This window comes from Paenibacillus sp. Root444D2 (assembly GCF_001426375.1).
Taxonomy (GTDB): domain Bacteria; phylum Bacillota; class Bacilli; order Paenibacillales; family NBRC-103111; genus Paenibacillus_E.
This window is the reverse complement of sequence record NZ_LMEO01000014.1, coordinates 1-23,950: the sequence shown is the minus strand read 5'-3', so window position 1 is coordinate 23,950 and position 23,950 is coordinate 1. Positions and strand designations below refer to the sequence as shown.

The window sequence follows — 23,950 nt, the reverse complement described above, 5'->3', positions numbered from 1 at the left end:
GTTTATTATTTACATTCCTTACTATACTGGATCAAAACAGCAAAACAAATGCAATATCCTCATATGTTCTATCGAAATTCTCATCACTTTATAAATGGGAATAACAGCTTTTGATTGTCTGACCAAAACATATTACCTAGATCAATGGCTTTAATCCCTGTATCCACGCGGCTGGGAACCTTCTTCCCATTCGAAGCTGCAACCGCGTTCTTCACACCTAAATATCCGATACTGAATGGATTTTGAATAATGGTCGCTTGGATGACTCCTTCTTGAAGGAGCTCCAGCTCTTCGGAGGTACTATCAAACGTAATGATTTTCACTTTATCCTGAAGGTCCATACTTTGAATCGCATGCGCAACGCCAATGGACGAGATTTCATTCAGAGCAACAATTCCGTCTAATTGGGGATACTTCTCCATCATGTTACGGGTTAGCTGCGCAGCAAGCTCATAGTCCGTCATACTGTAAACCTTATCAATCACCTTAACATCCGGATATTTAGATAATTCTTCTAAAAGACCCTGTTCCCGAAGCTCTGTATTGCGCTCTCCTTGCATAAAGCTAACAATAGCAATATCACCGCTTGTCCCAGCCAACTCGATGAGCTGTTTGCCAGCCAATTGCCCAGCCTCATAATTATTAGCTCCGATGAAGCTCTTGGCTTTGCGTGACTCTACTTCAGAATCGATCGTGATAACAGGAATTCCCCGCATTGACGCATCATCTACAACCCCAGATAATTGCTTATAACTGTTGGGAGCGAGCACAATGGCGTCCGGTCCGCTGCCTATTGATTGCTCCATTAGAGCGATTTGCCCCTTCACATCCGCTTCGTCGCCTGGAGCACGGAAATCCAGCGCTACATCAAATTCTTTCGCGGCCACCTCGGCGCCGATCTTCACCGTCTTCCAGTAGTCACCGTTTTGACTTCGGAGTACAACCTCAAAATGTTTTTTCTGCTCCGTTGGTGTGGTCTCCTCCGTTTGTTTGGAACAGGAGGACATGGAGATGACGGCTACCAGGACGGCAAATAGTAGGGGTCTTACTTTCATTGTTTTATCCATGGCTTCTCCTTCCTATTCATCTTCCAAAACTACTGGAATCCAAACCTTGACTGTCGTCCCTTCTTCCAGCTCACTTTCAACCTTGACCCCATACTCCGAACCGAAATATAACTGGATCCGCTCATGTACATTTCGCAGCCCTACCCCTGACCCTTTTTCACTTTTCACATGACCGGTCATGATGTTTTTGAGCGTTTCTTCCGACATACCAACACCGTTATCTCTAATCTCAAATAAAATCTTCTCACTGTCCTTGCCAACCGAGATGTGAATGAGGCCTTCGTCTACCATATATTCAATGCCATGATAAAGCGCGTTTTCCACAAAAGGTTGTAAAATCAGCTTCAGTGTCTTATAAGTGAGTACCTCTTCATCCACCTGAATCTCGTAATCGAACTTATCTTTATACCGCATCTTCTGGATAATCAAATAATTCCGAATGTGCTCGATCTCTTCCCCGATTGTAATGATATTCTTGCCCTTGCTCAGCGATATCCGAAAAAACTTAGACAAGGACGTGATGGTTTTGACGACGTCTTCTTTCTTCCCATTACCCACCATGCGAACAACGGAATTGAGTGTATTGTACAAAAAATGCGGATTAATCTGAGACTGCAGGACCTCCAGCTCATTCTTCCTCTTCGTCTCCTGCTCATGGATACTTTGATCCATCAGCTCACGAACCCGTGAGACCATCAGATTGAATCTCCGCGAAAGCTGCTCCACTTCATCAGCGCCCCGGACATGAATATAGGTGTCAAAATGGCCCTTTTCAACCATTTCCATCGACTTCTTTAGTCGCTTAATGGGTTGTGAAATACGCGCAGACATGAAGGATGAGATCAACAAAATGAAAACAAGGACAATGACGAGAAGCCAAATCATGAACGTACTGATTTCCTTCCGTGTTGTAACCATTTCATCCATGTAGGAGACGCCAATAATTTTCCAACCGATGTTATTAACCGTCCTGACCACATTGAGCCGCGACTCGCCATCGCTGACATCCATGTATTTTCCATACGAAAATTTGAGCGCTTGCTCCACATTTTCATACTTCAAGCCAATATAAATAAGCTGCTGCTGTGGGTGATAGACGATGTTACCGGCAGAGTCATCAATGATGTAAACATAGCCCTTTTTACCAAGAGAAACCGTACGAAACACGTCGTCCAGCGTCTTGAAATTAACATCTACAAGCAGCACAGCCTCCACCCATTTCCCATCCTTTTCAATGGAAACACCTTTGCTCATGGATACGACCCATTTGTATGGATCCTTGAACAAATTCTGAATATGCGGTAGGGAAAAAGTGAGATGGTTCGGATTATCCAGCGCAGACTTAAACCACGACTGCTCAAGCAGCCGCGTATTTTTGCGCATCTCGGTCGTGGGAATGCCGGTTACTAATCCACCATCTGCTGTAAAAAGGTGAATAGAGACGATATCCTCGCGTGTACTCGCAATCGTTTCCAACTGCTCGAGCAGCTTATCCGTAGGAATGCCGCGGCTCTTGGCAATTTTCGCATCGACCACCTCGAAGGTGTCTGCCATCCCTTTAATATAGTGTTCCAAGTTAAATTGAACCTGTTCAATGACCTGCTGCGTATTCAGAAAAGCACTCTCTTCCGCTGTTCTAGAAAATTTATTATAAAGCACCAGCGAAACGATCAGCATGACGATCACCGTAATCAAAATAAACGACATTGTAATCGTAAATTGAATGCTTTTCACCCTCATCGTGTCCAGTAGTACGTTATATAAGGCCTCGAATAGTGTTCTTACTTTACGTTTCAAGCTCTACCACCCGCTCCTTTACCACTAAAGCCCTTTGGAACTGTTATTTCGGTACTCTTTGGGGGAAACACCGACATTTTTACGGAACGAAAAACTGAAATAATTGGCATCGGCATAACCAACCTTCTCCGCGACCTCTAATGCCTTCATATCTGTAGAACGCAAGAGCTCCTTGGCTGCTTCCATACGAATATGGTTCAAATAGTTCACGAAAGTCATTTTCGTCTCTTTTTTGAAAATACTGCTGAAATAACCCGCGCTAATATGCAGGTGGCTGCACACCTTATTAATCGTGATATCTCCTTCGTGATAGTGGCTCTTCGTATAATCCTTGGCCATTTCGACCAGGTTTTTGTACGTATATTGACGATCCGTCGCGATGTGATTCATCATGCTGGCACATAATTCGGCAAGCCAATGCTTGGCTTCTTCCAAGGATGTGAATTTATTAATCTCTGTAAAAGGAATAAAATGATCGCCAAATACCTCATCGACGTTAAGATTCGAGTCCTTAGCCGCTTTCAGAATACAAGTCAATATTTCGAGTAAATAGATTTGGTAGTCCTTAACGGAAACACCGCCTTCTATCCCTTGAAAAAGCTCATCCATCGTCTCCCGAATCTCCTGACTCGTCCCGACCTTAATGCAGCGCGTCAAGGCATGCTCCTTCACATCGTCAAAACGAATCTTCTCCACGTTCCGCTTCTCCACATCATCGATGTAGATCATGCGGTTGTTGCCTAAGATAAGCCGGTAATCCAGCGCCAACACGGCGTCTTCATACGAATAGCTAATCTTGGTTACGTCTTTCATAACAGTTCCAATCCCAACGGTAAGTGTAAACTTCAAATATTTCTCAACGTTCTGGCGCACTTCTTCCAGCACCTTCATCGTTTCTTGAAGCGCAGCTTCTCTATCTGTACTTTCCCTCGCGGCGAGCACAACCACTTGATCGTTATGCATGAAAACAAGACCAAGACGCCGTTTATCGGCGATCTCTTCCGTAATATTCAGCAGGGCAAAATATTTCAGCGCCTGATCCTCGGAGTATTTCAAAGAAACGGACTGCGCCAGCTCGCTGCGATTCTCCAAATCCTCTTCATGAATGAGCACCCCATCGATGCTAAGCACCGCTACAACATAGCTATTCCCAGTAATCTCAATCCCGTAGTTCGCGGCCTTCTCGTATACTTCATCTCGCGGGAGTTTCCGGTTCATCAGGGTCGCCAAGAAATTTTCCTTAAGCACAGGCATGCTCTTGCGGTAATGCTCCTTCAGCAGCTGTACATTTTCCCGATGGGACACTTCCTCCTGAATCTGCTCCTTCACCTTCAGCAAAGCATTGATAAGCTCTTGCGCGGAAAAAGGCTTAAGCACATATTCATCAATATGAAGCTTAATAGCCCTTTGGGCATATTCGAACTCATCATGCCCCGTAAGAATGATGAGCTTAATCGTCGGAAAACGCTCACGGACCGCTTCAGCTAGTTGGAGCCCATTCATGAACGGCATCTGAATATCCGTCACAACCACATCCGGCTGCAGCCGCTCAACCATTTCCAGCGCTTCCCTGCCGTTCTCCGCCTTCTCTACCACTTCAAAGCCAATAGCTTCCCAATTTATCTCACGGACGACACCTTCTCGAACGTCCTCTTCGTCATCCACTAGTAGCAGCTTGTACATGCTCTTCCTCCTAAAGCTTTTCGTATAAAAAGCTTACTTCATAAACACTTCTCGTAAGCGTATTCTTAATAAACATCATTGTACTAACTGCCTATGGAATACACAACTGGTTGATGCTCTAATGAGGAAGTAATGGCAAAAATCACCTTTTGTCTGTTAAAATTAAGTGAGAGAAAGAAAACCCACTAATAAGGACATCAATCTGGGACAATCTCCTGCTTAGCATGGTGCAGTCTTAAGGAATTAAACATTAATTCAGCCACAGCTGAATTGGTCCTTTGCGATCAAGCTCCATTCGGCCGTCGCTGGACTTGGACTTTGGAAACAAACTCCACTCTGCCGTCGCTGGACTTGGACTTTGCGATCAAGCTCCATTCGGCCGTCGCTGGACTGGGTCATCGCGATGATGAAGGGAACCTGAGTACGCTATTTCTTGCAAAATGCTCGTTTCCGTTCCCCAAAGGGAACTACGATGCGTTATTTTGTCAAAATTGAGCAATTCTTGGCAATTTTCAAGGAATAGCGGAACGAGGTTCCGCTTAAGCTCCTGAAAACAGCTAAACGAAAGAAATAACGAATCGACGTTCCCTCATTGGACAGGAATTGTAGTAAAACTGCTTACAAGACACGGATTACAATAAAACTGCTCACACAAACAAGGAGGAAAACCCATTGGATTTCGCACAAATAGGACGAATCGCTTCACTTATTAAAGCAAACGTAGGTAAAGTCATTGTTGGCAAGGACGATACCGTCGAGCTTATGGTCATTGCACTCATTGCTTCCGGGCATGTGCTGCTAGAGGATGTTCCCGGTACAGGGAAAACGCAGCTTGCTAAAGCTCTGGCCCGTTCCCTCGATGGCACAATGAAGCGCATCCAGTTCACGCCCGACTTGCTGCCGTCAGATGTAAGCGGCATCAATTTCTTCAACCAGAAGCTGGGCGAATTCGAATTCCGCCCAGGTCCGTTATTCGCTCACATCGTGCTTGCCGATGAGATTAACCGCGCGACCCCGCGCACGCAGTCCAGCTTGCTGGAAAGCATGGAGGAACGCCAAGTGAGCATCGACGGTGAAACGCGCATGCTCGATGCCCCGTTCCTCGTCATTGCCACGCAGAACCCTGTCGAGAATCAGGGGACGTTCCCCCTCCCGGAAGCTCAGCTCGACCGCTTCCTGATGAAGCTCTCACTGGGCTATCCGTCCGCAGCCGAGCAGGTCCAGATCTTGAAGCGCTACCAGCAGCATGATCCACTCGATCAGCTGCTGCCGGTTGTGGGCCGTGCTGAGCTGCTCGAAGCTCAGCACTTGTTCACGCAGGTGCGCGTCAGCGACGAGCTGCTGCAGTACATCGTGCAGCTCGCGGAAGCGACGCGCGTGCATGCGGATGCCGCGCTTGGCGTCAGCCCGCGCGGCGTTCGCGCCTTGATGAAGTCGGCGCAGGTGTACGCGGCGCTTCGCGGCCGCGACTACGTGCTGCCGGACGACATCAAGGCGCTGGTGGGGCCCGTCTGGGCGCATCGCATCCTGTTGCGTACGCGATCGCGCCAACAAGACCAGCAGGTGCATGCGCTGCTGGTCAGCATCCTTGCAGCTACCCCCGTTCCTACGGAAGTAAAGCTGGGGTAGCCGATGAGCATTAGCTGGATTCTCATCATCACTGTCGCTCTGTTCCTCCTTCAGCATCAGCTATTTGCCCGCTGGGGGTTTCGCGGGCTTCGCATTGAGCGAGCCTTCAGTACGACGCATTGCCATGCCGGGGACGACATTGTCATGATCGAAACGATCGTCAATCGCAAGCTGGCTCCAATTCCTTGGCTTCGCTTGGAATCAACAATTCACGCGGGGCTTCACTTCGCGAAGATGAGCAATCTCGCAGTGAGCAGCGGAGCTCTTTTCCAGAATCATCGCAGTCTGTTCAGCCTTATGCCTTATACAAAAATAGTTCGACGCCACGGGGTACACTGTGCGAAGCGAGGTTGGTATAAGCTCGAAACGGTGGCCGCTTCGATGGGAGATTTGGTTGGTGTGCAAGCAGCTTCTTCGATCCACCGCATGCAGTTGGAGCTCCTTGTTTACCCTCGCTTGGTAAGCAGAGATGACATCCCGCTCCTCTCCAGCCGATGGCAAGGCGATATCACCGTCAAACGCTGGATCATGCCGGATCCGTTCCTCGTTTCCGGCGCACGGGAATATCGTTTTGGGGATACGATGAACAGCATCCACTGGAAGGCGACTGCACGCAGCCAGAAACTCCAAGTATATAATCGAGATTTCACCGCTGACCCTAGACTGCTCTTAGCCGTAAATACGCAAATAACGGAAACGATGTGGGATGCTGTGACCGATCCCGAGCTTGTTGAGAAAGCTCTCTCGTACGCAGCTACACTTGCTGAATATGCCGTGAGTCAAGGTATTCCTGTTGGTTTTGGCTACAACGGCTCTCTCCAGGGTCAACCTGGAGTTCCCGTGTACCTTGCCCCCGAGGGTGGTTGGCCACATTTGGAGCACCTTTTTGAAACGATGGCCAAGCTTGCCATCTCCTGCTCTCGCTCCTTCGAAGACTTCCTGGATCATGGAATCGAGCAAGAAGGGAACGCGATGGACATCATCCTGCTGACTTCCTTCGTGTCTAAGGGGATCGAAGAAAGTATTGTGCGACTTGAATCGTTAGGACATTCTGTTTTTATCATCCCGTTGCAGCATGGCCTTCTTGAGCTGAATGGAGAGGAGGTAGGTGTTTCCAATGTTAACGCCTATTCAAACGCCTTCTCAACGAACTAATTTTCTTGTGAGAGAATTCTATCTAGCTATCTTGTATGGTTTACTCGAACTCATTATTTTCTTTCCGATTATAGTTCTTATCCAGGTCTATGTGTCTGAGACCTTACTCTGGATAACTTGCTTACAATTCTTACTCTGTTATGTGTTTGGCTGCTTTTTTGGACGTATAAAATGGCTAACTCGCACTCTCTACGAGTTAATGCTCTGTGCGGGAGCAGGTTTAATGATAGCCTACCTCCTGCAAGGCAACAACTGGCATAGCTGGACCTGCGCAGCCATTGGGTTATTACTTGCTTATCGCGGAATTCGCTGCATCAAGGATGGATGGCTCTCGCTCTTCCCTGCGAGCATATTTGTTACCGCAGGATTGGTTTATTTCGTAGGAGTCCCCATTATGGCACGGTTGGATCTTTTCCATCCGTATATAGGTTGGATGAATGGATTCGGGTTCTGTTCGCTGGTCATTTTTTTCTTAGCTACGAATCGCTCTCAGCTCCTTAGCGCCACGTTAGCAGGCAATGAACGCGCTGCAGCATCGTCACTATCTGAGTCAGTGAAGCGTTCAAGCCGCATTTGGTTAATTACATTAATTGCTTGTATCGCAGCTGTTGCCTACTTTCAGCAATTGCAGCAAGGAATCGGCTCTCTTCTTCGTGCTTCGATCGCTTGGCTGCTGCGTCTTTTGCTGTCCGATCCGTCGCCTGATCAGCCGCTAGAGCCAAGTCCTTCAGCACAACCATTGCCGCTTCCACCTCCTGCTCCCACTAGGGAACCAAGCTGGTTTGACATGCTGCTTCACTATGCCCAGGTCATTTTCGGCTATCTCATAGTTATCGCTCTTATCCTTTGCGCCATCTATATCATCATTGCCAAGCTGACACCTGCTCTGGTCTCGCTTATCCGACGCATGATGAACCGTTCATTTAGAAGCAACAAAGGCGAAGGAACTGAAGGTTTCACGGATGAAAAAGAGAATCTTCTAGCTTGGAAAGAACTACCGCGCATGTGGTGGCAGCAAACGATGAAGAGTTGGTCGAAGGGGAAAGCAAATGAACCAAAATGGTCACATTTGCCGAACAATCGGGAGCGCATCCGTTTCCTTTATCGTGTTTTGATCCAGCAAGCTGCTGAGGAAGGCTATACTTACAATAAAGCCCATACCCCAAATGAAACAGAATTGGAGCTATCAAACCAATATCAGCTGTCCAGCCAAGCCGTTCATGCCATCACATCAGCATATAACCAAGCGAGATATAGAGATGACGATGTATCTGATTTAGAGCTTGATCAAGTACTGCAAACTCTTGATCCTCACATTCTCAATGAATTGAAATGAACACCCTATTCCATAGCTGTAAACATGTTTTTCATCACTAACGTGATGAATTCAAGCAATCTCAACACTCTAACGATGAAATTCATCGTTCCAGACGCTTTTTTCGTGGGAATCGCCCTATTCCCTTCCTGTAAGCATGTTTTTCATCTCTAACGTGATGAATCCGAGCAATCCCTATACTTAACGATGATAAACATCGTATCAGATTAACAAGCTCTGCCTTTCACCATCGGAATTTTCCGGACAAAATCTCCGCCCCGCTAGCACAAATAAGGGGCTGGATTACTCACCCAAACCCCTCATCTGCACAACAAAGAGGCTGCGCAGCAAACAACTGCTCAGCCTCTTCTCTTCTTAACACCGCTAATGACGATTTATCCGCTTCTTCGCCAACCCAATCCGCATCCCAGCATTCACATTCAAAAAAATCAGTCACACTTTTGCACACGGCTGCATATACATAATTGTTTGAATACATTCGACTGAGGTGGTTTTGAGATGTTAGCATTAAAAACCGGTTGTGAAAAAGAAGAAGTTGTTCACACATTATGTGAAATGGGCTTGGACCAAATCGCAAAATGGATCATGGTATTACCTGAAGACAGGTGGGAAAGCATGTTTCTCTCAACATGGCCAACACTTGCTAAAAAATGCGGCTTCAACAGATAAGCTGCTTTCTTTTACATAACATACGAAAGTCACTGTTGGCATTCGCTCTGTGCAATCCTTTGCATAGAGCCTTTTTTGTCGTCACGGCAGTCAAACTCAATTACTTGTTTGGTGACCATCTTTTTAGCTTAGGGATATTTCGAGTAAAAAGGCCTGTAAGAAACCGCGGAAAACCAAACTCAACCAGCTTCTGCTTCACCCGATCCTTCATCTGCTCTACGGTTAAATCAGGCAAAGTGAATTCACCGTTTTGGTAGCAATGACTGCAGTATACCTTGCTCTTCCTGCCAGACTTCTCTGTTCCTCCGCCTTGCTCATCACGAGCGAGCGGCATCCCGCAGCTTTGACAGTTTTTATAAGTGTCCAATTTTTTTACTCCTCCTAAAAGCTTCTCCTATTATCATACCAACAAAGCATTCAATTGTAACGAAAAGCTGACTATTATCTATTCAAGCGCTTTCATAGCAGGATAGTAGCCACTCGCAAGCGAATCTACTAGAGATAGATTGTCAATATCAATTAGAGTAGTAAAAGTAAAACGTTAAGGAGGACTGTTGTGAAGCCCGTCACAGTGAAAGATTTGGTTGAGCGTTTCTCGCTCGAAATACTTGCCGGACATTCGGAACTGCACCGTCCGATTACCAAAACAAAGGCACATCGCCCTGGACTTGAATTTGTCGGCTATTTTGAATACTTCCCGCAAGCGCACGTTCAGCTGTTAGGCAGGAAAGAAATTACCTATTTGCACAGTCTCAGCGAGAACGAAAGAAATCTTCATATCGGTAATATTGTCAAATATCACCCGCCTTGTTTTGTCGTGACGAGAAACCAAGAAGGCTTGAAATATTTAACCAAATATTGCGAAGAAGAGAAAATCCCGCTCCTCCGTACGGCTTCCCCCACGAGTAAGTTTCAGGACTTAGTTGATTTGTATTTGAGCAAATCGCTCGCTCAGGAGATTGCCATTCACGGTGTTTGCGTCAATGTCTCGGGGATTGGCATTCTGCTTCGCGGTAAGTCTGGGGTTGGCAAGAGTGAAACCGCCCACACCTTAATTCGCAGAGGACATCGCCTCGTAGCCGATGATATTGTCGTACTGAAGAAGATTAGCCCCGAGACCCTGCTCGGTACCCATAATGGGAAGACGAAGGAATTCTTGGCGCTTCGCAGCATCGGACTGATTAACGTCTCGCGGCTTTACGGCCGCAAAGCTTTCCAAGACGAAACACGAATCGTACTCGATATTGAGCTTACGAAGTGGCAGGAGCACGCGCTCAACAACGATTTGGAGCTTGAACCCTGTTTCACCGAGTATATGGATATTAAAATTCCACATATCGAAATCCAACTACAGCCTGGACGAGATGTTGCCGGACTCGTTGAAGCCGCAGCCAACAACTGGTATTTGCGTCAGCAAGGGTACCGCGCTGCTGAGGAATTCATGCAGCGTCTGCAAAATGACACCGATTAAAAGAAGCCGCCCATCCTAGGATGAGGCGGCTTACTTATTTAGCTTTTTCTCTTTTCGTTAACCAAGTCGGGGTACTGATCCTTACCGTGATATCATCGCGGTCACCGTGATCCATACTTTTCCAGCCCCTCTCTTGCCACAGCTGATACGGATACAGGATTAATGAAAGCCCCACCATGATGAGTAAGATGTGATAGTGCTTCACACTGACAAGATCCGCTATGCCTAGCTTTTCCTCAATCCGATGAAACACAAAGGCATAAAAGGCATCCAACAACAGATTAGCAACGACATATAACCAAAACCGCCCAAATGTAAAGTGAAAAACCCACAAAGTTCCGACAAGAAAAATCCCATAGGCAAAGGCTGTATTTGTCACATAGCCCCATGGAACGATGGCATCTTTTAATATCCACAACTTATATGTATAGCCAATCTCATACACGATCGTGACCAAAAGTACCGAGAAAATACAGACAGGCATATACCTATAAATACTTTTCTTCTTCATCAAAAATAAAGATAACCAGGGCAGCACAAATCCTGACCAAAGCAGCAATTTATTGAGTATGTTGACAACCTCCCCTGCCGTTTAGTTGATTTTACCATTGCCTGATTGCGTCCATCTTATGCATGGTTTAGGCTCGGTCAGCTCTGTTTTTGGCTTTTCGGCGATGCGGGGTACCGTCCCAAAACAACCTTTCGAATCGAAAGCTGTTAGTGGAGGTGCTTCTTATGCGCAAAAGATTAACAATCACGATATTATCTATTACCCTAGTCGTTTTGATGCTTTGTGGGTGGACGGCCTATGCGGCAACTTCACCTAACACAACGATTTCGACTTCCGTCCTGGGGACATTTAAATCCATCGCTTCGGATGCTGTCACTATAAACACAAATACCGGTGATCAAATAATTCCATTAGCCAAATCCGTATGGGTTTACCGAAATGATCAAAAAGCCCAACTGGCTGATTTAAAGCCTGGGGATCAGATCGAATTAATCGTCAATAGCAAGCAGCAGGCTGCCTATGTGAAAGCGACCTCAACTGGTGCCGGGGCACCCGTGACTGAGGCCGTTCCTGCGACACCAGCGAGCCCTGAGCCAACATCGACACCAGCACCGTCAGCAACAAGCGGGCAACCTGCAGCAACTGTGCCAATTGAACCTTTATCCAGCACACAACCCCCTTCCAAGAAGAACAATGAAGTTTATCCTAACTTGGAGGATATAGACCTGAAGGTGGATGGGAAGCATTTTAAACTGCATATTACACAAACCAAGGGTGCGAATGGCATCTTGTACGATCTGAATATGAAGCCTGAAAATAGCGGTACGATTCATCTCAAAGGGGACCAAGCCGCTGCATGGATCAAAATGCTGCTTGCTTCCGTTGACCTCAAATCTTCAAATGCTGAGCAGGCATTAAAACAGCTGCTTGCTGAGCACTATAACTTGGATGCAAGTAAACTAAATATCCATATGAAAACGAAATGGGAACAAGAACAAGCGCCCAATACGCTAAAGAAGCAGGATTCCCACGAAGTTAAGAACGCGCAAAAAGATGATGACGAAGATGAGGATAAAGACAAGAATAAAGACAAGAATAAAGACAAAGAAAATAACAACACTAAATCCAAAGTACACGGTAACAATGAACATTCAGGAAAAAACGATGATCACAAAAAGAGTGAAAAGTAGAATCGCAGCAGCCACAATGATGACTAACTCATAAAACTGGCCCATCATCACAATAAAAGCCGCCGATATCCATTAAGGAATGTCGACGGCTTTTTGCTGTATATCTATTTTTTCTTCCCCTTGCCATGTCCGTGCTGACTTTCTTTTTTATCTTCCTTATTGTCCTGGTCTGAGTCTCCAGATGAGGACGATGAGTTCGAATCCTTAGCAGTTTGAGTCTCTGCCCCCACAATCGGCATATCAAAAGGAACAATAGGTGTTTGGGCCAAGGCCCTACTCATCATCTCGCGAAATAAAACAGCAGGAACAGCTCCGCCGGATGTCGTTAAGTAGTGCGCTTTATCCGTACGATCATAACCAACCCACACCGCAGCCGTTAGCTCCGGTGTGTAACCAACGAACCACGCATCTTTAGCGCTTCCGCTGCCTAAGCCTTCGAATTCCTTCGTCTGCGGCAGCTGCGTTGTGCCAGATTTACCTGCAACAGGGCGATTCATAGCTGCGTTCTTGCCTGTTCCCTGCGCAACAGCCACTTGCAGCATCGTTGTCATCGCATACGCTGTTTCCGCCTGCATCACGGGAGTCCCCTTCGGACTTGCCCCAACGAGCAAATGACCGCTGCTCGTCTCGATCTTCGTGATCGTATGCGCTTGATGCAGAACACCTTTGGCGGCGAAGGCGCTGAATGCTTGCGCCATCTGAAGCGGCGACACCCCTTCTGAGAGCCCGCCAAGTGCGATGCCAAGCTGACGATCCTGAGCTGGTAAAGTAATGCCCAGGGACTTAGCAAATTGGAGTCCACGATCAATCCCTATCTCGTGAAGCAGCCACACGGCTGGCACGTTCCAAGAAGAAACAACAGCCTCTTGCATCGTCACCTGTCCTCTCGTTTGGTGATCCCAATCTTGTGGCTGGTAGCCTTCGATGTTTAATGGACCGTCAAATAAGAGGGAAGATGGCATATAGCCTTTCTCCAACGCGGGTCCATAGACAACAATCGGCTTAAAAGATGACCCTGGCTGTCTCTTTAACTGCGTGGCACGGCTAAACCCACGGAAGACTCCTTCTCCTCGTCCTCCAGCTAAGGCGCGAATCCCGCCGGTTCGCTGATCTATAATTGCAGCGCCGCTTTGAATGAGCTGATCTGGCTTGCTTTCCGGAAATAGACTCTCGTCTTTAAAAACATCCGCAACTGCGTTCTGCACCGAGGGATCTAGTTCCGTCGTGATTCGCAAGCCACCCGTCAACAGCTGTTCTTCTGTAAACCCATACTCATGAACAGCTTCATTAATGACCGCGTCAACGTAAGCCGGATAGCGTCCCTTCAACTCGTTGCCTTTATCGGACTTAACGACACCTAACGGTGAAGATTTGGCTTTCTCATAGTCTTGCGCGGTGATTTTACCTTCATCACGCATCAATACAAGCACAGTATTCCTTCGCTCTAGTGCCTGACCTTCATCATTAAACGGTGAGTACCGACTAGGAGCCTTAGGGAGAGCGGCAAGAACGGCTGCCTCAGGCAAGGTTAAATCCTTCACATTTTTGTTGAAATACGTTCTAGCTGCTCCCTGTACCCCCCAGCTCCCTTCCCCGAAATAAATGCTGTTTAAGTACATCTCTAGAATTTCATTTTTACTGTAAGTTGTATCTATTTTAATCGCATAAGCAGCTTCTCTCAGCTTTCGACCAAGTGTTTTGTCCGCATTGAGAAACAGATTACGAGCCAGCTGTTGTGTGATCGTACTGGCTCCTTCCGAATAGCTGCCTCGCAGCACATCGCGAGCGACTGCACGGAAGATGGATCTCATATCAATACCCGTATGCTCATAGAATCTTCTATCTTCTACAGATACAACCGCATCTGTCAGTGCCTTCGGCAATTGTGAGAACTGGACAGGCTCAATTTTTGAAGCAGATAACTGTGAAGCTGGTTTACCGTTCTTATCCAGCACAAGTGTTGACTCTGGCAGCGGCTGGCTTAACTTCGATACATCGAGTCCACGAATGTAGGAATAACAAGCCACGAATACAATCACACACCCCATCAGTACAACAACGCTAAAAATTTGCCAAAACCTTTTTTTCTTCCAAAATGATTTAAACATCTTACCTTCCTCCTTACGTACGCTTATATATATTCGCAGGATTCCTGCAGTTAGCGACGCACGAGGGAAAGGAACTCTTACCAATTTAAACGACGAATAAAGCCCCCAGCATATAAAAACAACTGAAGGGCCCCTAATTTAAAATATTAAGCGATTGAGGTCGGCGCTCCGAAAATACTGGTGTATCCGCTGATACTGCCCAGGATACGCTCCGCTTCCTCATCGTTCATGGAGCCATATCGCTCCACGGCATCGACGATTTTAGGAAACAAATGAATGTCTCCCGCGCTTGCGAATCCGCAAACACTAGGGAAAGATAACACAAAATGCACACAAGCATCTATCATCTGCTGCTGGTCAAAAGGTTCATACCATGTCGCATAAGGGCGCTTTTCCCCCTCTCCCCATGGAGCCTTAGCAATCGCTTTGATGACCCTGACAGCTGCATTTTGCTTGTTGGCTTCTTCCATGAGTGCATCGAAAGCTTCCCGATACTCCGGCAAACTATACATATAATAATTGAGCGGCAGGAGCACGGTTGCGAAAGGAAAACGATGTAACGCTTCCAAATGTACACTCGGAGCATCATGCCCATGTCCAGTTATGCCAATCTCCTTAACAATACCTTCCGCTTGCGCTTCCAAGGCTGCTTCCAAAGCTCCGCCTTTTTCTGTGCACCGGTCTAACTCCTCCATAGAGCCTACCGCATGCAGTTGAAGTAAGTCTACAGAATCCACCCGCATCCGCTCCAGAGAGCGATAAATTTCTTCTTTCGCTTCCTTCTTCGTTCTTTGCCCTGTTTTCGTAGCTAGGAAAATATCCTTGCGAATTTGACTGATCATAGGACCCATACGTACTTCGGCATCCCCATAACTGGCAGCGGTATCAAAATGGTTAACCCCATGCTGCAAGGCAAAAGAGATGGATGCATCCGCTTCCTCTTGCGTCACATTCCCGAGACTTGCTGCACCAAACATAACGACTGAGCTTTCGTAATTCAAACGACCTATTGTTCGTTTCAACATGAATGAAGTGCCCCTTCCTTATTGTTCTTACTCTTCTCCACCATATCATTTACTTGGCCAAGAATACAGTTCTTCGCTGAACTAGATGCAAAAAAAAGCTTTTGGATACAAACATCCAAAAACTTTTACTCTTACATCATTGTATGCCAATTAATACGTTGCCCCTTGCAAGAACTTAACTCGTTCACCCATTGGCGGAATTTCGTTGCCATCAACAATAACTTCAACAACCACAGGCCCTCCATGAGAAAGCCACTCTTGAACATGCTCTCCCTGCAGTTGATCCAAAGATCTAACCTCGGCATGACGCAAGCCAAGTGATTGGGCAACACCTGCAATACTAACTCTCTCTTGCGAGAAGTCTTCCAGACATCTTTTGTACTGCAACATGTGACCATGATAAACCATCCCAAGCCGGGCATTGTTAATGACAACAAAAAGAATCGGAAGATTGTATTCCTTAGCGGTTAGCACTTCGAGACCATGCATGAAGAAACAGCCATCGCCTGTTATACAAATTGTTGGTCGAGTCGGTTCTGCTAATTGTGCTCCTAATGAACCCCCGATTCCAGAGCCCATGCCTCCGAAATTGATATCAATATCGAATTCTTGTCCGCTCTCAATCAATAAGTTTTGGATCGAATAGGTCATGAATTCACCGATATCTAGGAAGAATCGAGCATTCCTCGGTGCTGTCGCACTGAGACGACGGATCGCCGACAACGTATTCCATTTCTCTTCGACCTGTTCGGAAGCTGCTGCTGCTTCCCCTAGCCCTTGAAATGCCTCATTTGCATATGATCTATCTTGTCCATCGGCCGAAAGTTGATCTAATAATTCCGCAATGACAAGCTTGATTTCACCATGTACAGGATACTGGGTTTCGTAGCACTTTCCTAACTCACCTTGATCGTAATCGATGTGAATGAGCTCTCTACCCGCAACCAATCGCGGTTCCCAGTTGCTTGTGGCAAGCTCGCCTAAGCTTGAACCGATGATCAGCAGCACCTCATGATCGTTACCGTTCAAGTACTCACTCGCTTTGATATTCGCTGATAAGCCATATATCCCTAAGGAAAGCGGATGATTTTCGGGAAAGGCCCCTTTACCGCGTGGCGTTGTTGCCACTCTCCACTCAAGTGTTTCAGCCAGCTGTACGATACTGTCAGAGGATGCTTTAGCGCCATTACCTAGCAGAATCGCTCCACGTAGACCTGCTGCTTTGATCCGCTTAGCAGCCGCCTCAGCTGCCGCCAAATCCATCGTTGGCTGTTGAACTGGAGGTAACACCGGAAGCTCTCTATCGCCAATATCCGTCATTTGAATATCAATGGGAATTGCCAAATGCACAGGACCTGGCACGCCGCTAATCGCTGTGTGATAGGCCTCTGCCAGAATCTCTGGCAGTTGATTAGGGTCTAGAACCGTTCGGCTCATCTTCGTAATCGATGCAAAGATCGGCTCTGCATACAGCTCTTGCGCGCCGCCCTTGCCCATTTTACCAGATGGCACCGAGCCTGTGATGAATATAACAGGAAGCTTCTGCTTCCAAGCATTCGCAGCCGGCGTCACGAGGTTCGTCGCCCCCGGTCCGCTAGATGCCACGCAAATCGATGGGAGCCCAGTAATTCTCGTATAAGCACCTGCCATGTAACCTGAGCTGTTCTCATGCTTAGCTACAATAGGCTTAAGCTCAGGAATGTCCAAAAGGGCGTCATAGATTGCATTGATTGAGCCTGCTGGAATACCGAACACATATCGCACACCTTGCTGCACTAAAAATCTCAATCCTACTTCAATCGCCCGCATATTGGTTACTCCCTTCCTTTAGGTAAAGTAAATTTGAATACCGAACCTTGACCTTCCGTGCTTTCAAACCAAATTCGACCGCCATGCAGTTCGATAAGCTGTTTTGAAATCGCAAGACCTAGGCCTGTCCCATTAATTTGATTATTGGCTTGGTAGAATTTCGTGAAAATATTTTTTTGCTTCTCGTAAGGGATGCCTATGCCACTATCATGCACTTCAACCGTAAGTACCGTTTCTTCGAATATCGTTTTTATGGTAATCACACCCATAGGAGGCGTAAACTTAATCGCATTGGAGAGTAAATTCAATAGAATCTGTAGAATGCGTTGTTTATCGACGCTTACAATCGTATCCGTTTCTGCATCTGATTCAACAACCAGAATCAGTTTCTTCTTATTGATCAGTGACTGTACGATAGTAACTGATTCCTTGATGATTTCTTTGAAATCAGCTTCGGTATACACCAGTTCAAATTTACCGTTTTCCATTTTAGCGAAATCCAGCAATTCATTCACTTGATCCAGCAAACGCTCGATCGACTTGGACGCTATATCTAGTAAATCCTTCTGCGAATCGTTGAGACCCCCGAGAATCCCTTTGCTAAGAATGTCTACAGATCCTTTAACCGCTGTAATCGGCGTACGCAGCTCATGCGAAAGTGTCGCGATGAAATCGCTCTTCAACTCATTCAGATGCTCTAGTTCACGTACTAGACCCTCTAACTTGAAGTTTGCATGCTGCAGTTCTATAGAACGCTCATTGACGGAATGATCCAATGTCTCCGTATGCTGAGCATTCGAAAGTGCTGTAGCTGTAGCATCAGAAATCGATTGGCAGAATTCCAATATGCTCGCTTCATACTTCCTTGGCTTTCCGATAGAGGGAATCGCAACAACACCGTAAACGGAACCTTTGGCCACGAGCGGGAATACCATAATGCTTCGAATATCAAAAGAGACGAATGCTTTATGATTAGGCCGCGGATCCGCGTACACATCCTCAATTGCCGCTGATTTCTTCTGAGTAATGACTTCATACAAAAGGCGGTCATTTTCAATGGTTAACTTGACTTCTCTATGCTTAACCTTCCATTCGTCAACCGTTACATTCTCAGAAGACAATTGGTAAGGTTCAATCGTATGCTCTTTTTCATTATATAGATGAATACCGATATCCTTAGATCCACTGGCTTTACGCATGTAATGGAAAAAAGTGTTCAAAACATCTTTGACCGACAATGACTCCGATAAAGCTTTCGTCGCGTCAAGAAGAAGCTGCTGCTTCTCCATCAGAAGCTGCCTTTGCTCGAACATACGGATATTACGAATCGCCACACTGGCCATGTTAACAAAAGCTTCAGTAACTTCCATCTGCTCTTGGGTAATATTCATCGGTTTTCCGAAATCGTGGACGAAGACAAGCCCAAACACGTCATTTTCTACAATGACGGGAATCCCGAGGATTGATTTAATTTTTAACAATTGTCTCTTGGATTGATCCAACCTCAGATCGATACTCGTATCCGAGATATAGTCGCTAGCTTGGTTGCGTAAAATATCCCTAACAAACTCATCTTCTCTAGGATCAATTAGCAGCTCCGTTATATCCACAGGCAATTTATTGCCTTTATATCCTTGAAAAGTACCATCCGGCTGTTTCAGGAAAAAACCAACAAGATCTGCTTGCGTAATCTCTCCTGCTATCGCGTCAACGAAGACCTGCAGGATTTCAGACATTTCAAACTGAGAATTAATGACCTTCGTCATTTGAAATAACTTTTGAAAACTTTTCAATTCCATGACCATGCCCCACCCATTCCCCTTTTATTATCGAATCTTTATTTGATGTCTTCCATTATTCTTGGCCCCAAGAAGTGCAGAATCAGCTTGCATAATGATTTGATCGAACGAGGTAGGGTCGAAATTATTCGTCAACCCGATGCTCACTGAAAATTCCTGTGATTTATGCGGTGCTAGGCTAACCTTTAAACCATCGACAGCCTTAATAATGCTGTCTGCAATCTCTACACAATTTGCCTCATTTTGGAGTAAGACCAAGTACTCGTCCCCGCCATACCGAAAGGCTAGATCATGCTCGCAAGAGATTTTCGACGATATGATGGTTGCTACTTCTCTCAATACTTGATCTCCAACCAAATGACCATAGTTATCATTAATGTCCTTAAAATAATCCATATCGACCATCATAGCGGCTTGAAACTTCTTGGTTCCCTCTTTGATCATCCGAATGGTAATATCCAAGTATGCTCGATTATATAAACCAGTTAACGCATCCACATACACCAATTTAGCTAATTGTTTATTGTCTTTCTTCAAGTTTTTAACCTTCGCTTTTTGGTGGAGGGCAATTTCAACCTTTCGTTCCAGCACATCCAGATCGAATGGCTTGGTCAAATAATCAATGGCTCCTAAGCGTAGTCCTTGTAAAATGTCTTCCTTCTGCGCATTTGCAGATAAGAAAATAATCGGAATATCAAAATCGCTTTCAGCTGTTAATTGTTTGCATATTTCAAATCCAGTCACTTCAGGCATCATCACATCAAGTAAAATAAGATCAGGTGCTATCTCTTTGACCATAGAGAAAGCCTCTTTGCCATCCTCAACCGTGATGATTTCATAGTGTAACGAATTTAAAAATATACGCAGTATATTTAAATTATGGGGTTCGTCATCGACGATAAGAATGCGACATTTCATTAATCTATCCCAGCTTTCATTCCTAAAATAATTGCATGTTGATAAGTTATTATCCATTCATCTGCATCTGCTCATCGATGATACTTAAGAAAATTCGTACCAATTCCTCATCAAACTGCTTGCCTGCGTGAATAAGAAGTTGTTCCCTGACTTCATGCACGTGCAGCGAATCTCGGTATACTCTCGTAGAAGTCATCGCATCAAATGCATCTGCAATACTTACAATGCGGACAAGCAAGGGAATCTCTTCACCCTGCAGATTGTCTGGATATCCTCTCCCATCCATGCGTTCATGATGCCATTTTACAATAGGCAGAAGATGCTCAACATCCGGCAAATCCTTTAACAGCTCATAGCCAATTACAGGATGCTGGCGAATAACGTTAAATTCTTCATCTGATAACCGCCCAGGTTTCATCAGAATATGATCGGGAATTGCTATTTTACCAATGTCATGCAAAAGAGCCCCTAACTTCAATCGTTCCAGTTCGGCCTCACTTACCCCCGCTTTCGCCCCAAGCAAAGTAGAGTAGAAAGCGACATTGTAACAGTGATCGACCGTGAAGCTATCTTTAACCCTCAACGTATTAAAAAGATTCTCGTAGGCTTTCTGTTTCAGTACTTGTCTCCGGAATTGAATCTTTTTAATCAATTGCTCCATATGCAGTTTAATGAGGTTGCACAGATGCAATTGATCCTCCGTAAGTTGAATATCTGTAGGAAATGAGAATAATAAAGCCCCGTAAGAAGGACCATGCTTTATATGAAAACCGTATATGCACTCGTATTTACTCATGATAAGATAATTTTTCAAATGACTTTCTGCATTATGTACAGATAAACGTATACCATCGGGATTTCGGAAAAAAAACTGTGTTTGCAGCACTATTTGCTGTAACTGGTCCATGACTGCCGTACTAATATTAACCGAATAAGATGCTGGGGTGCTCTGATGTTTCTCGTCTATAAGAAAGAGAGAGATATGTTCGCAGCCAATTGTTTTCTTGGCGATATCACTCAATTGTCCGATCGATTCGAAGATGGAATCAGAATTTATCACATTTTTAAAAAACAATGAATTCTGCATAGATGTACCTCTTATTCTTCTCAAATAAACTTCCCCAACTATTTAATTAGTACTAGTTCTTCTTAATAAGGAGATTCTCCTCTATTATAAATAAAAATTTCCATTATTTTAATATTTTTTTACTCATTTGTTGATATAATTACTCACTTTTTGTTAATTTCTTGGATTATTATCTCGATTGCTGTCAGATAACTTGCGTATATCCCGAAACAAAAGGAAAAAGGCCAGCCTATTTCTAATGAAATAGACTGACCTTAAATAGTCATAAAGTTCTAGTTAGCTGTCATAATCGGCTTAATGAGTGATAACAAGACCTGTGTGTCCTCTTTACTAATTTGGGAGAAAGGGTTGGACGGATTGTTGAGAGTTAATAGAATCTGCTTAATGTCGATTGCTGTAATTCCCGTAAAGCATTTTTGCTTAAGCGCATATTGTACCTGGTAAGAAGAATAATTGTCTTGAATATAGACCGCTGAGCCATAAAGTGACAAGTGATTATTATAGTCCATTGTATAGATGGAAATAAAATTTGCTCCTTGAGGAATCATGATAGACGTCGGAATGGAAAGCCTCCATGGTGCTCCTTTGGCTACATGACCTATTTCAACAGGACTCACATTATACCCTGTAAAATAAGCATAGTATGCCTTAATGTTCGACTCATTGTTGTCCTGATTCCATGTGATATGTCCACGGATACTACGAGAGTGCTCGTCCCAATCTGTGAATTGAATCGTTGGGGGAAGCGGATAATAGGCAGGTATGTCATTCTCTTTGCCACTTTCTAGCACAGAGTATATTGCAATCTGCGTTGCGCCATTCGGGATTATGATAGGCTCGTTAATATTTAAACCGTTGTAATTCATATGGTTATCTATGATAGGAGGTTCCAAGGCAGAACCGATCAACTGTAATTTCGTTCCATTTGCATCGGTAAAGTAAATCGTTTGACCAGCTAGTTGAAGGAGAATATTACGATCTGACGATACTTCCCATCTTAGCCAACCAGCTATTTTCCCCGCTTGCGGGTAATACAGTTGCCCTTCGAAATTACTTGGCACAGGTAAATTCGATGTTGTAGAGACAGATGTTAAGGGATCCGATAAACGATTATCATACATGAATACAATGGGCCAACTTCCAGGTTCTTCTCCATTGCTGTTATTTACTACTATCCCGATTTCTACGACATCTAATGGCAGCGTCGGCAGAGTAAACTGATATGCTTTATCTGCCCTTTTTCCGACAATGCCCAAATGATGGTAAACATTTAATGCATTCTTTGTACGATAGTATACACGGTACCCTGTAACTTGAGATTCATTCGTAGAACCAGTCCAATTCAGCACTCCATCAATAACTCCACCGTTTGGATTGGTATCTTTGAAGAGTAATTGACCAGGCGAATACATGGACGATTTCCATATTGGACTTGTCACTTGAGCCAAGACAGATGATTCTGACTTCAACTCCAAGCCTATTCTTGTCGCTCCCGCTGGAATGGGTATTGCCGTTGGCAAAGTAAATTGATTAAGCGTCGTACTAATATTTGAATACACGTTACCAACTACCGAATTATAGCTGTCTAAAAATTTTATATTTATTTGGCTATTGGCTGGAACCGTTCCATACGTATTCCATGTTACCGTTCCTTGAATTTACTCTCAAAAGCGGTATAACCGCCTCTATGTTCTAACGTCACATTATGCGAATAGTTACCACTCACTTGACCGCCGATATACGTATCATTGAAGTATCCAGGAGCAGAGATATAGATGCTATAATTTGCAACTGGTAAATTTTCTAGTTTACCATGACCGACTCCGTCTAACTGAATTCGTAATGGAAACGGTAAGATCTCTGAGATAACAACAACCTTAGCTGAGCTAATTGGTTGTGACTCAGTATTTTTCACGGTGACTTCAATAGAAGCAACTGAAACATCTGAGCCACTAGGCAAAACCGCGGCAGTAGCTTTATCAAGATGAGGTAACGTTACCAACAATATGATTGTAACGATCAAAGCCGCAATCCATTTTGAATGACTTACTTTCATCAAACTCTCCCCTTAGACCAATAATCTGTTCATATTTCATTCGACATGATATGACATTTTCCTCTATTTTATAGGTAAAAATAACCTCTTTCTCAGTTAACGCACAACTGGGAAAGAGGTTAATGTCTGCTTCGCTTCCTTAACGCCACTAACCTTCAACAATGCAATTAACCGTTATCGTTTAATACAAAAAAAAGCATAATCTAGCAGTGAATTCACTACTAGATTATGCTTTACTATGATCGGGACGACACGATTTGAACATGCGACCCCCTGCTCCCAAAGCAGGTGCTCTACCAAGCTGAGCTACGTCCCGAAAGTAATATGTATTTCTAAAAAAAATGGCGCGCCCTGAGAGATTCGAACTCCCGACCTTTTGATTCGTAGTCAAATACTCTATCCAGCTGAGCTAAGGGCGCTTAATAAATGGAGCGGAAGACGGGGATCGAACCCGCGACCCTCGCCTTGGCAAGGCGATGCTCTACCGCTGAGCCACTTCCGCATAGGGATCCCCAAGCCGTATAGTACGACTTGGGGATGATTGATGCGCGTAGAGGGACTTGAACCCCCACGGTCACCCGCTAGATCCTAAGTCTAGTGCGTCTGCCAATTCCGCCATACGCGCATGCTGTAAATAAGG

20 protein-coding genes and 4 tRNA genes are annotated in these 23,950 nt (G+C 45.1%); 6 read left to right on the top strand and 18 right to left on the bottom strand.

Annotated features, from left to right (window positions below; genetic code table 11):
• Positions 1-83 precede the first annotated feature (83 nt).
• From ASD40_RS10960 to ASD40_RS10950, 3 genes are all read right to left on the bottom strand, one after another.
• Positions 84-1,067: a substrate-binding domain-containing protein gene (locus tag ASD40_RS10960; RefSeq protein ID WP_057303330.1), complete on the bottom strand. Its 984-nt coding sequence runs from the start codon at positions 1,065-1,067 to the stop codon at positions 84-86.
• Between the two features lie 12 nt (positions 1,068-1,079).
• Entirely contained in the window at positions 1,080-2,807 is a 1,728-nt protein-coding gene (locus ASD40_RS10955) for a cache domain-containing sensor histidine kinase (RefSeq protein WP_156389971.1), read from the bottom strand.
• A gap of 81 nt (positions 2,808-2,888) precedes the next feature.
• Entirely contained in the window at positions 2,889-4,547 is a 1,659-nt protein-coding gene (locus ASD40_RS10950; RefSeq protein ID WP_057303328.1) for a response regulator, read from the bottom strand.
• Between the two features lie 672 nt (positions 4,548-5,219).
• On the opposite strand from ASD40_RS10950, the gene ASD40_RS10945 reads away from it, so the two are divergent.
• The 3 genes from ASD40_RS10945 (at position 5,220) to ASD40_RS10935 (ending at position 8,667) form a co-directional block, all read left to right on the top strand.
• A complete protein-coding gene (locus tag ASD40_RS10945) occupies positions 5,220-6,176 on the top strand; it encodes an AAA family ATPase (RefSeq protein ID WP_057303327.1) in 957 nt (318 codons plus the stop codon).
• Positions 6,177-6,179: 3 nt separating this feature from the next.
• Positions 6,180-7,331, top strand: coding sequence for a DUF58 domain-containing protein (locus ASD40_RS10940; RefSeq protein WP_057303326.1), 1,152 nt, complete (start codon positions 6,180-6,182; stop codon positions 7,329-7,331).
• A gap of 223 nt (positions 7,332-7,554) precedes the next feature.
• Positions 7,555-8,667 carry a DUF4129 domain-containing protein gene (locus ASD40_RS10935; RefSeq protein ID WP_057303325.1) on the top strand — a complete coding sequence of 371 codons (1,113 nt, stop codon included), beginning with the start codon at positions 7,555-7,557 and terminating at the stop codon, positions 8,665-8,667.
• A 286-nt stretch (positions 8,668-8,953) separates the two neighbouring features.
• Here the strand turns inward: ASD40_RS10935 and ASD40_RS37155 are convergent, their stop codons facing one another.
• Positions 8,954-9,103: a hypothetical protein gene (locus ASD40_RS37155; RefSeq protein ID WP_156389970.1), complete on the bottom strand. Its 150-nt coding sequence runs from the start codon at positions 9,101-9,103 to the stop codon at positions 8,954-8,956.
• A 62-nt stretch (positions 9,104-9,165) separates the two neighbouring features.
• On the opposite strand from ASD40_RS37155, the gene ASD40_RS37150 reads away from it, so the two are divergent.
• Complete coding sequence (locus tag ASD40_RS37150) at positions 9,166-9,336, top strand: hypothetical protein (protein ID WP_156389969.1); 171 nt, start codon at positions 9,166-9,168, stop codon at positions 9,334-9,336.
• A 100-nt stretch (positions 9,337-9,436) separates the two neighbouring features.
• On the opposite strand, the gene ASD40_RS10930 is transcribed toward ASD40_RS37150, so the two are convergent.
• Positions 9,437-9,703 (bottom strand): zinc ribbon domain-containing protein, encoded by a 267-nt coding sequence (locus tag ASD40_RS10930; RefSeq protein WP_063860312.1) that lies wholly within the window; start codon positions 9,701-9,703, stop codon positions 9,437-9,439.
• A 189-nt stretch (positions 9,704-9,892) separates the two neighbouring features.
• Here ASD40_RS10930 and hprK point away from each other — a divergent pair, with 189 nt between their 5' ends.
• Positions 9,893-10,807 carry an HPr(Ser) kinase/phosphatase gene (gene hprK / locus ASD40_RS10925; RefSeq protein WP_057303324.1) on the top strand — a complete coding sequence of 305 codons (915 nt, stop codon included), beginning with the start codon at positions 9,893-9,895 and terminating at the stop codon, positions 10,805-10,807.
• Between the two features lie 34 nt (positions 10,808-10,841).
• Here the strand turns inward: hprK and ASD40_RS10920 are convergent, their stop codons facing one another.
• A complete protein-coding gene (locus ASD40_RS10920) occupies positions 10,842-11,321 on the bottom strand; it encodes a hypothetical protein (protein ID WP_156389968.1) in 480 nt (159 codons plus the stop codon).
• Between the two features lie 221 nt (positions 11,322-11,542).
• Between ASD40_RS10920 and ASD40_RS10915 the strand changes: the two genes are divergently transcribed.
• Complete coding sequence (locus tag ASD40_RS10915; RefSeq protein WP_057303322.1) at positions 11,543-12,508, top strand: hypothetical protein; 966 nt, start codon at positions 11,543-11,545, stop codon at positions 12,506-12,508.
• Between the two features lie 104 nt (positions 12,509-12,612).
• Here ASD40_RS10915 and ASD40_RS10910 read toward each other — a convergent pair whose 3' ends face one another.
• The 12 genes from ASD40_RS10910 to ASD40_RS10855 form a co-directional block, all read right to left on the bottom strand.
• Positions 12,613-14,616 carry a transglycosylase domain-containing protein gene (locus tag ASD40_RS10910; protein WP_057303321.1) on the bottom strand — a complete coding sequence of 668 codons (2,004 nt, stop codon included), beginning with the start codon at positions 14,614-14,616 and terminating at the stop codon, positions 12,613-12,615.
• A gap of 146 nt (positions 14,617-14,762) precedes the next feature.
• Entirely contained in the window at positions 14,763-15,641 is an 879-nt protein-coding gene (locus ASD40_RS10905) for an aldo/keto reductase (RefSeq protein ID WP_057303320.1), read from the bottom strand.
• Positions 15,642-15,791: 150 nt separating this feature from the next.
• On the bottom strand, positions 15,792-17,450 hold the full coding sequence (locus ASD40_RS10900) for a thiamine pyrophosphate-binding protein (protein ID WP_057303319.1): 1,659 nt from the start codon (positions 17,448-17,450) through the stop codon (positions 15,792-15,794).
• Positions 17,451-17,455: 5 nt separating this feature from the next.
• Positions 17,456-19,249 carry a GAF domain-containing sensor histidine kinase gene (locus ASD40_RS10895; RefSeq protein WP_063860313.1) on the bottom strand — a complete coding sequence of 598 codons (1,794 nt, stop codon included), beginning with the start codon at positions 19,247-19,249 and terminating at the stop codon, positions 17,456-17,458.
• A 27-nt stretch (positions 19,250-19,276) separates the two neighbouring features.
• Positions 19,277-20,167, bottom strand: a complete 891-nt coding sequence (locus tag ASD40_RS10890) for a GGDEF domain-containing response regulator (protein WP_162251225.1) — start codon at positions 20,165-20,167, stop codon at positions 19,277-19,279.
• Positions 20,168-20,216: 49 nt separating this feature from the next.
• Entirely contained in the window at positions 20,217-21,254 is a 1,038-nt protein-coding gene (locus tag ASD40_RS10885) for an HD-GYP domain-containing protein (protein WP_057303316.1), read from the bottom strand.
• Between the two features lie 272 nt (positions 21,255-21,526).
• Positions 21,527-22,813 carry a hypothetical protein gene (locus ASD40_RS10880; protein ID WP_156389967.1) on the bottom strand — a complete coding sequence of 429 codons (1,287 nt, stop codon included), beginning with the start codon at positions 22,811-22,813 and terminating at the stop codon, positions 21,527-21,529.
• A gap of 83 nt (positions 22,814-22,896) precedes the next feature.
• On the bottom strand, positions 22,897-23,310 hold the full coding sequence (locus tag ASD40_RS10875; RefSeq protein WP_057303314.1) for a carboxypeptidase-like regulatory domain-containing protein: 414 nt from the start codon (positions 23,308-23,310) through the stop codon (positions 22,897-22,899).
• Between the two features lie 242 nt (positions 23,311-23,552).
• Positions 23,553-23,626: transfer RNA gene (locus tag ASD40_RS10870), tRNA-Pro, on the bottom strand.
• A 26-nt stretch (positions 23,627-23,652) separates the two neighbouring features.
• Positions 23,653-23,729 (bottom strand) — tRNA-Arg (locus tag ASD40_RS10865).
• An 8-nt stretch (positions 23,730-23,737) separates the two neighbouring features.
• Positions 23,738-23,812 (bottom strand) — tRNA-Gly (locus ASD40_RS10860).
• A 43-nt stretch (positions 23,813-23,855) separates the two neighbouring features.
• A tRNA-Leu gene (locus ASD40_RS10855) sits at positions 23,856-23,935 on the bottom strand.
• Positions 23,936-23,950 lie beyond the last annotated feature (15 nt).

What these genes read in the sequence shown, in the direction of transcription:
- ASD40_RS10960 (WP_057303330.1), bottom strand. Translation starts at nt 1,067, where the DNA reads ATGGATAAAACAATGAAAGTAAGACCCCTACTATTTGCCGTCCTGGTA.
- ASD40_RS10955 (WP_156389971.1), bottom strand. Translation starts at nt 2,807, where the DNA reads ATGAGGGTGAAAAGCATTCAATTTACGATTACAATGTCGTTTATTTTG.
- ASD40_RS10950 (WP_057303328.1), bottom strand. Translation starts at nt 4,547, where the DNA reads ATGTACAAGCTGCTACTAGTGGATGACGAAGAGGACGTTCGAGAAGGT.
- ASD40_RS10940 (WP_057303326.1), top strand. Translation starts at nt 6,180, where the DNA reads ATGAGCATTAGCTGGATTCTCATCATCACTGTCGCTCTGTTCCTCCTT.
- ASD40_RS10935 (WP_057303325.1), top strand. Translation starts at nt 7,555, where the DNA reads ATGATAGCCTACCTCCTGCAAGGCAACAACTGGCATAGCTGGACCTGC.
- ASD40_RS37150 (WP_156389969.1), top strand. Translation starts at nt 9,166, where the DNA reads ATGTTAGCATTAAAAACCGGTTGTGAAAAAGAAGAAGTTGTTCACACA.
- ASD40_RS10915 (WP_057303322.1), top strand. Translation starts at nt 11,543, where the DNA reads ATGCGCAAAAGATTAACAATCACGATATTATCTATTACCCTAGTCGTT.
- ASD40_RS10910 (WP_057303321.1), bottom strand. Translation starts at nt 14,616, where the DNA reads ATGTTTAAATCATTTTGGAAGAAAAAAAGGTTTTGGCAAATTTTTAGC.
- ASD40_RS10905 (WP_057303320.1), bottom strand. Translation starts at nt 15,641, where the DNA reads ATGTTGAAACGAACAATAGGTCGTTTGAATTACGAAAGCTCAGTCGTT.
- ASD40_RS10900 (WP_057303319.1), bottom strand. Translation starts at nt 17,450, where the DNA reads ATGCGGGCGATTGAAGTAGGATTGAGATTTTTAGTGCAGCAAGGTGTG.
- ASD40_RS10895 (WP_063860313.1), bottom strand. Translation starts at nt 19,249, where the DNA reads ATGGAATTGAAAAGTTTTCAAAAGTTATTTCAAATGACGAAGGTCATT.
- ASD40_RS10890 (WP_162251225.1), bottom strand. Translation starts at nt 20,167, where the DNA reads ATGAAATGTCGCATTCTTATCGTCGATGACGAACCCCATAATTTAAAT.
- ASD40_RS10885 (WP_057303316.1), bottom strand. Translation starts at nt 21,254, where the DNA reads ATGCAGAATTCATTGTTTTTTAAAAATGTGATAAATTCTGATTCCATC.
- ASD40_RS10875 (WP_057303314.1), bottom strand. Translation starts at nt 23,310, where the DNA reads ATGAAAGTAAGTCATTCAAAATGGATTGCGGCTTTGATCGTTACAATC.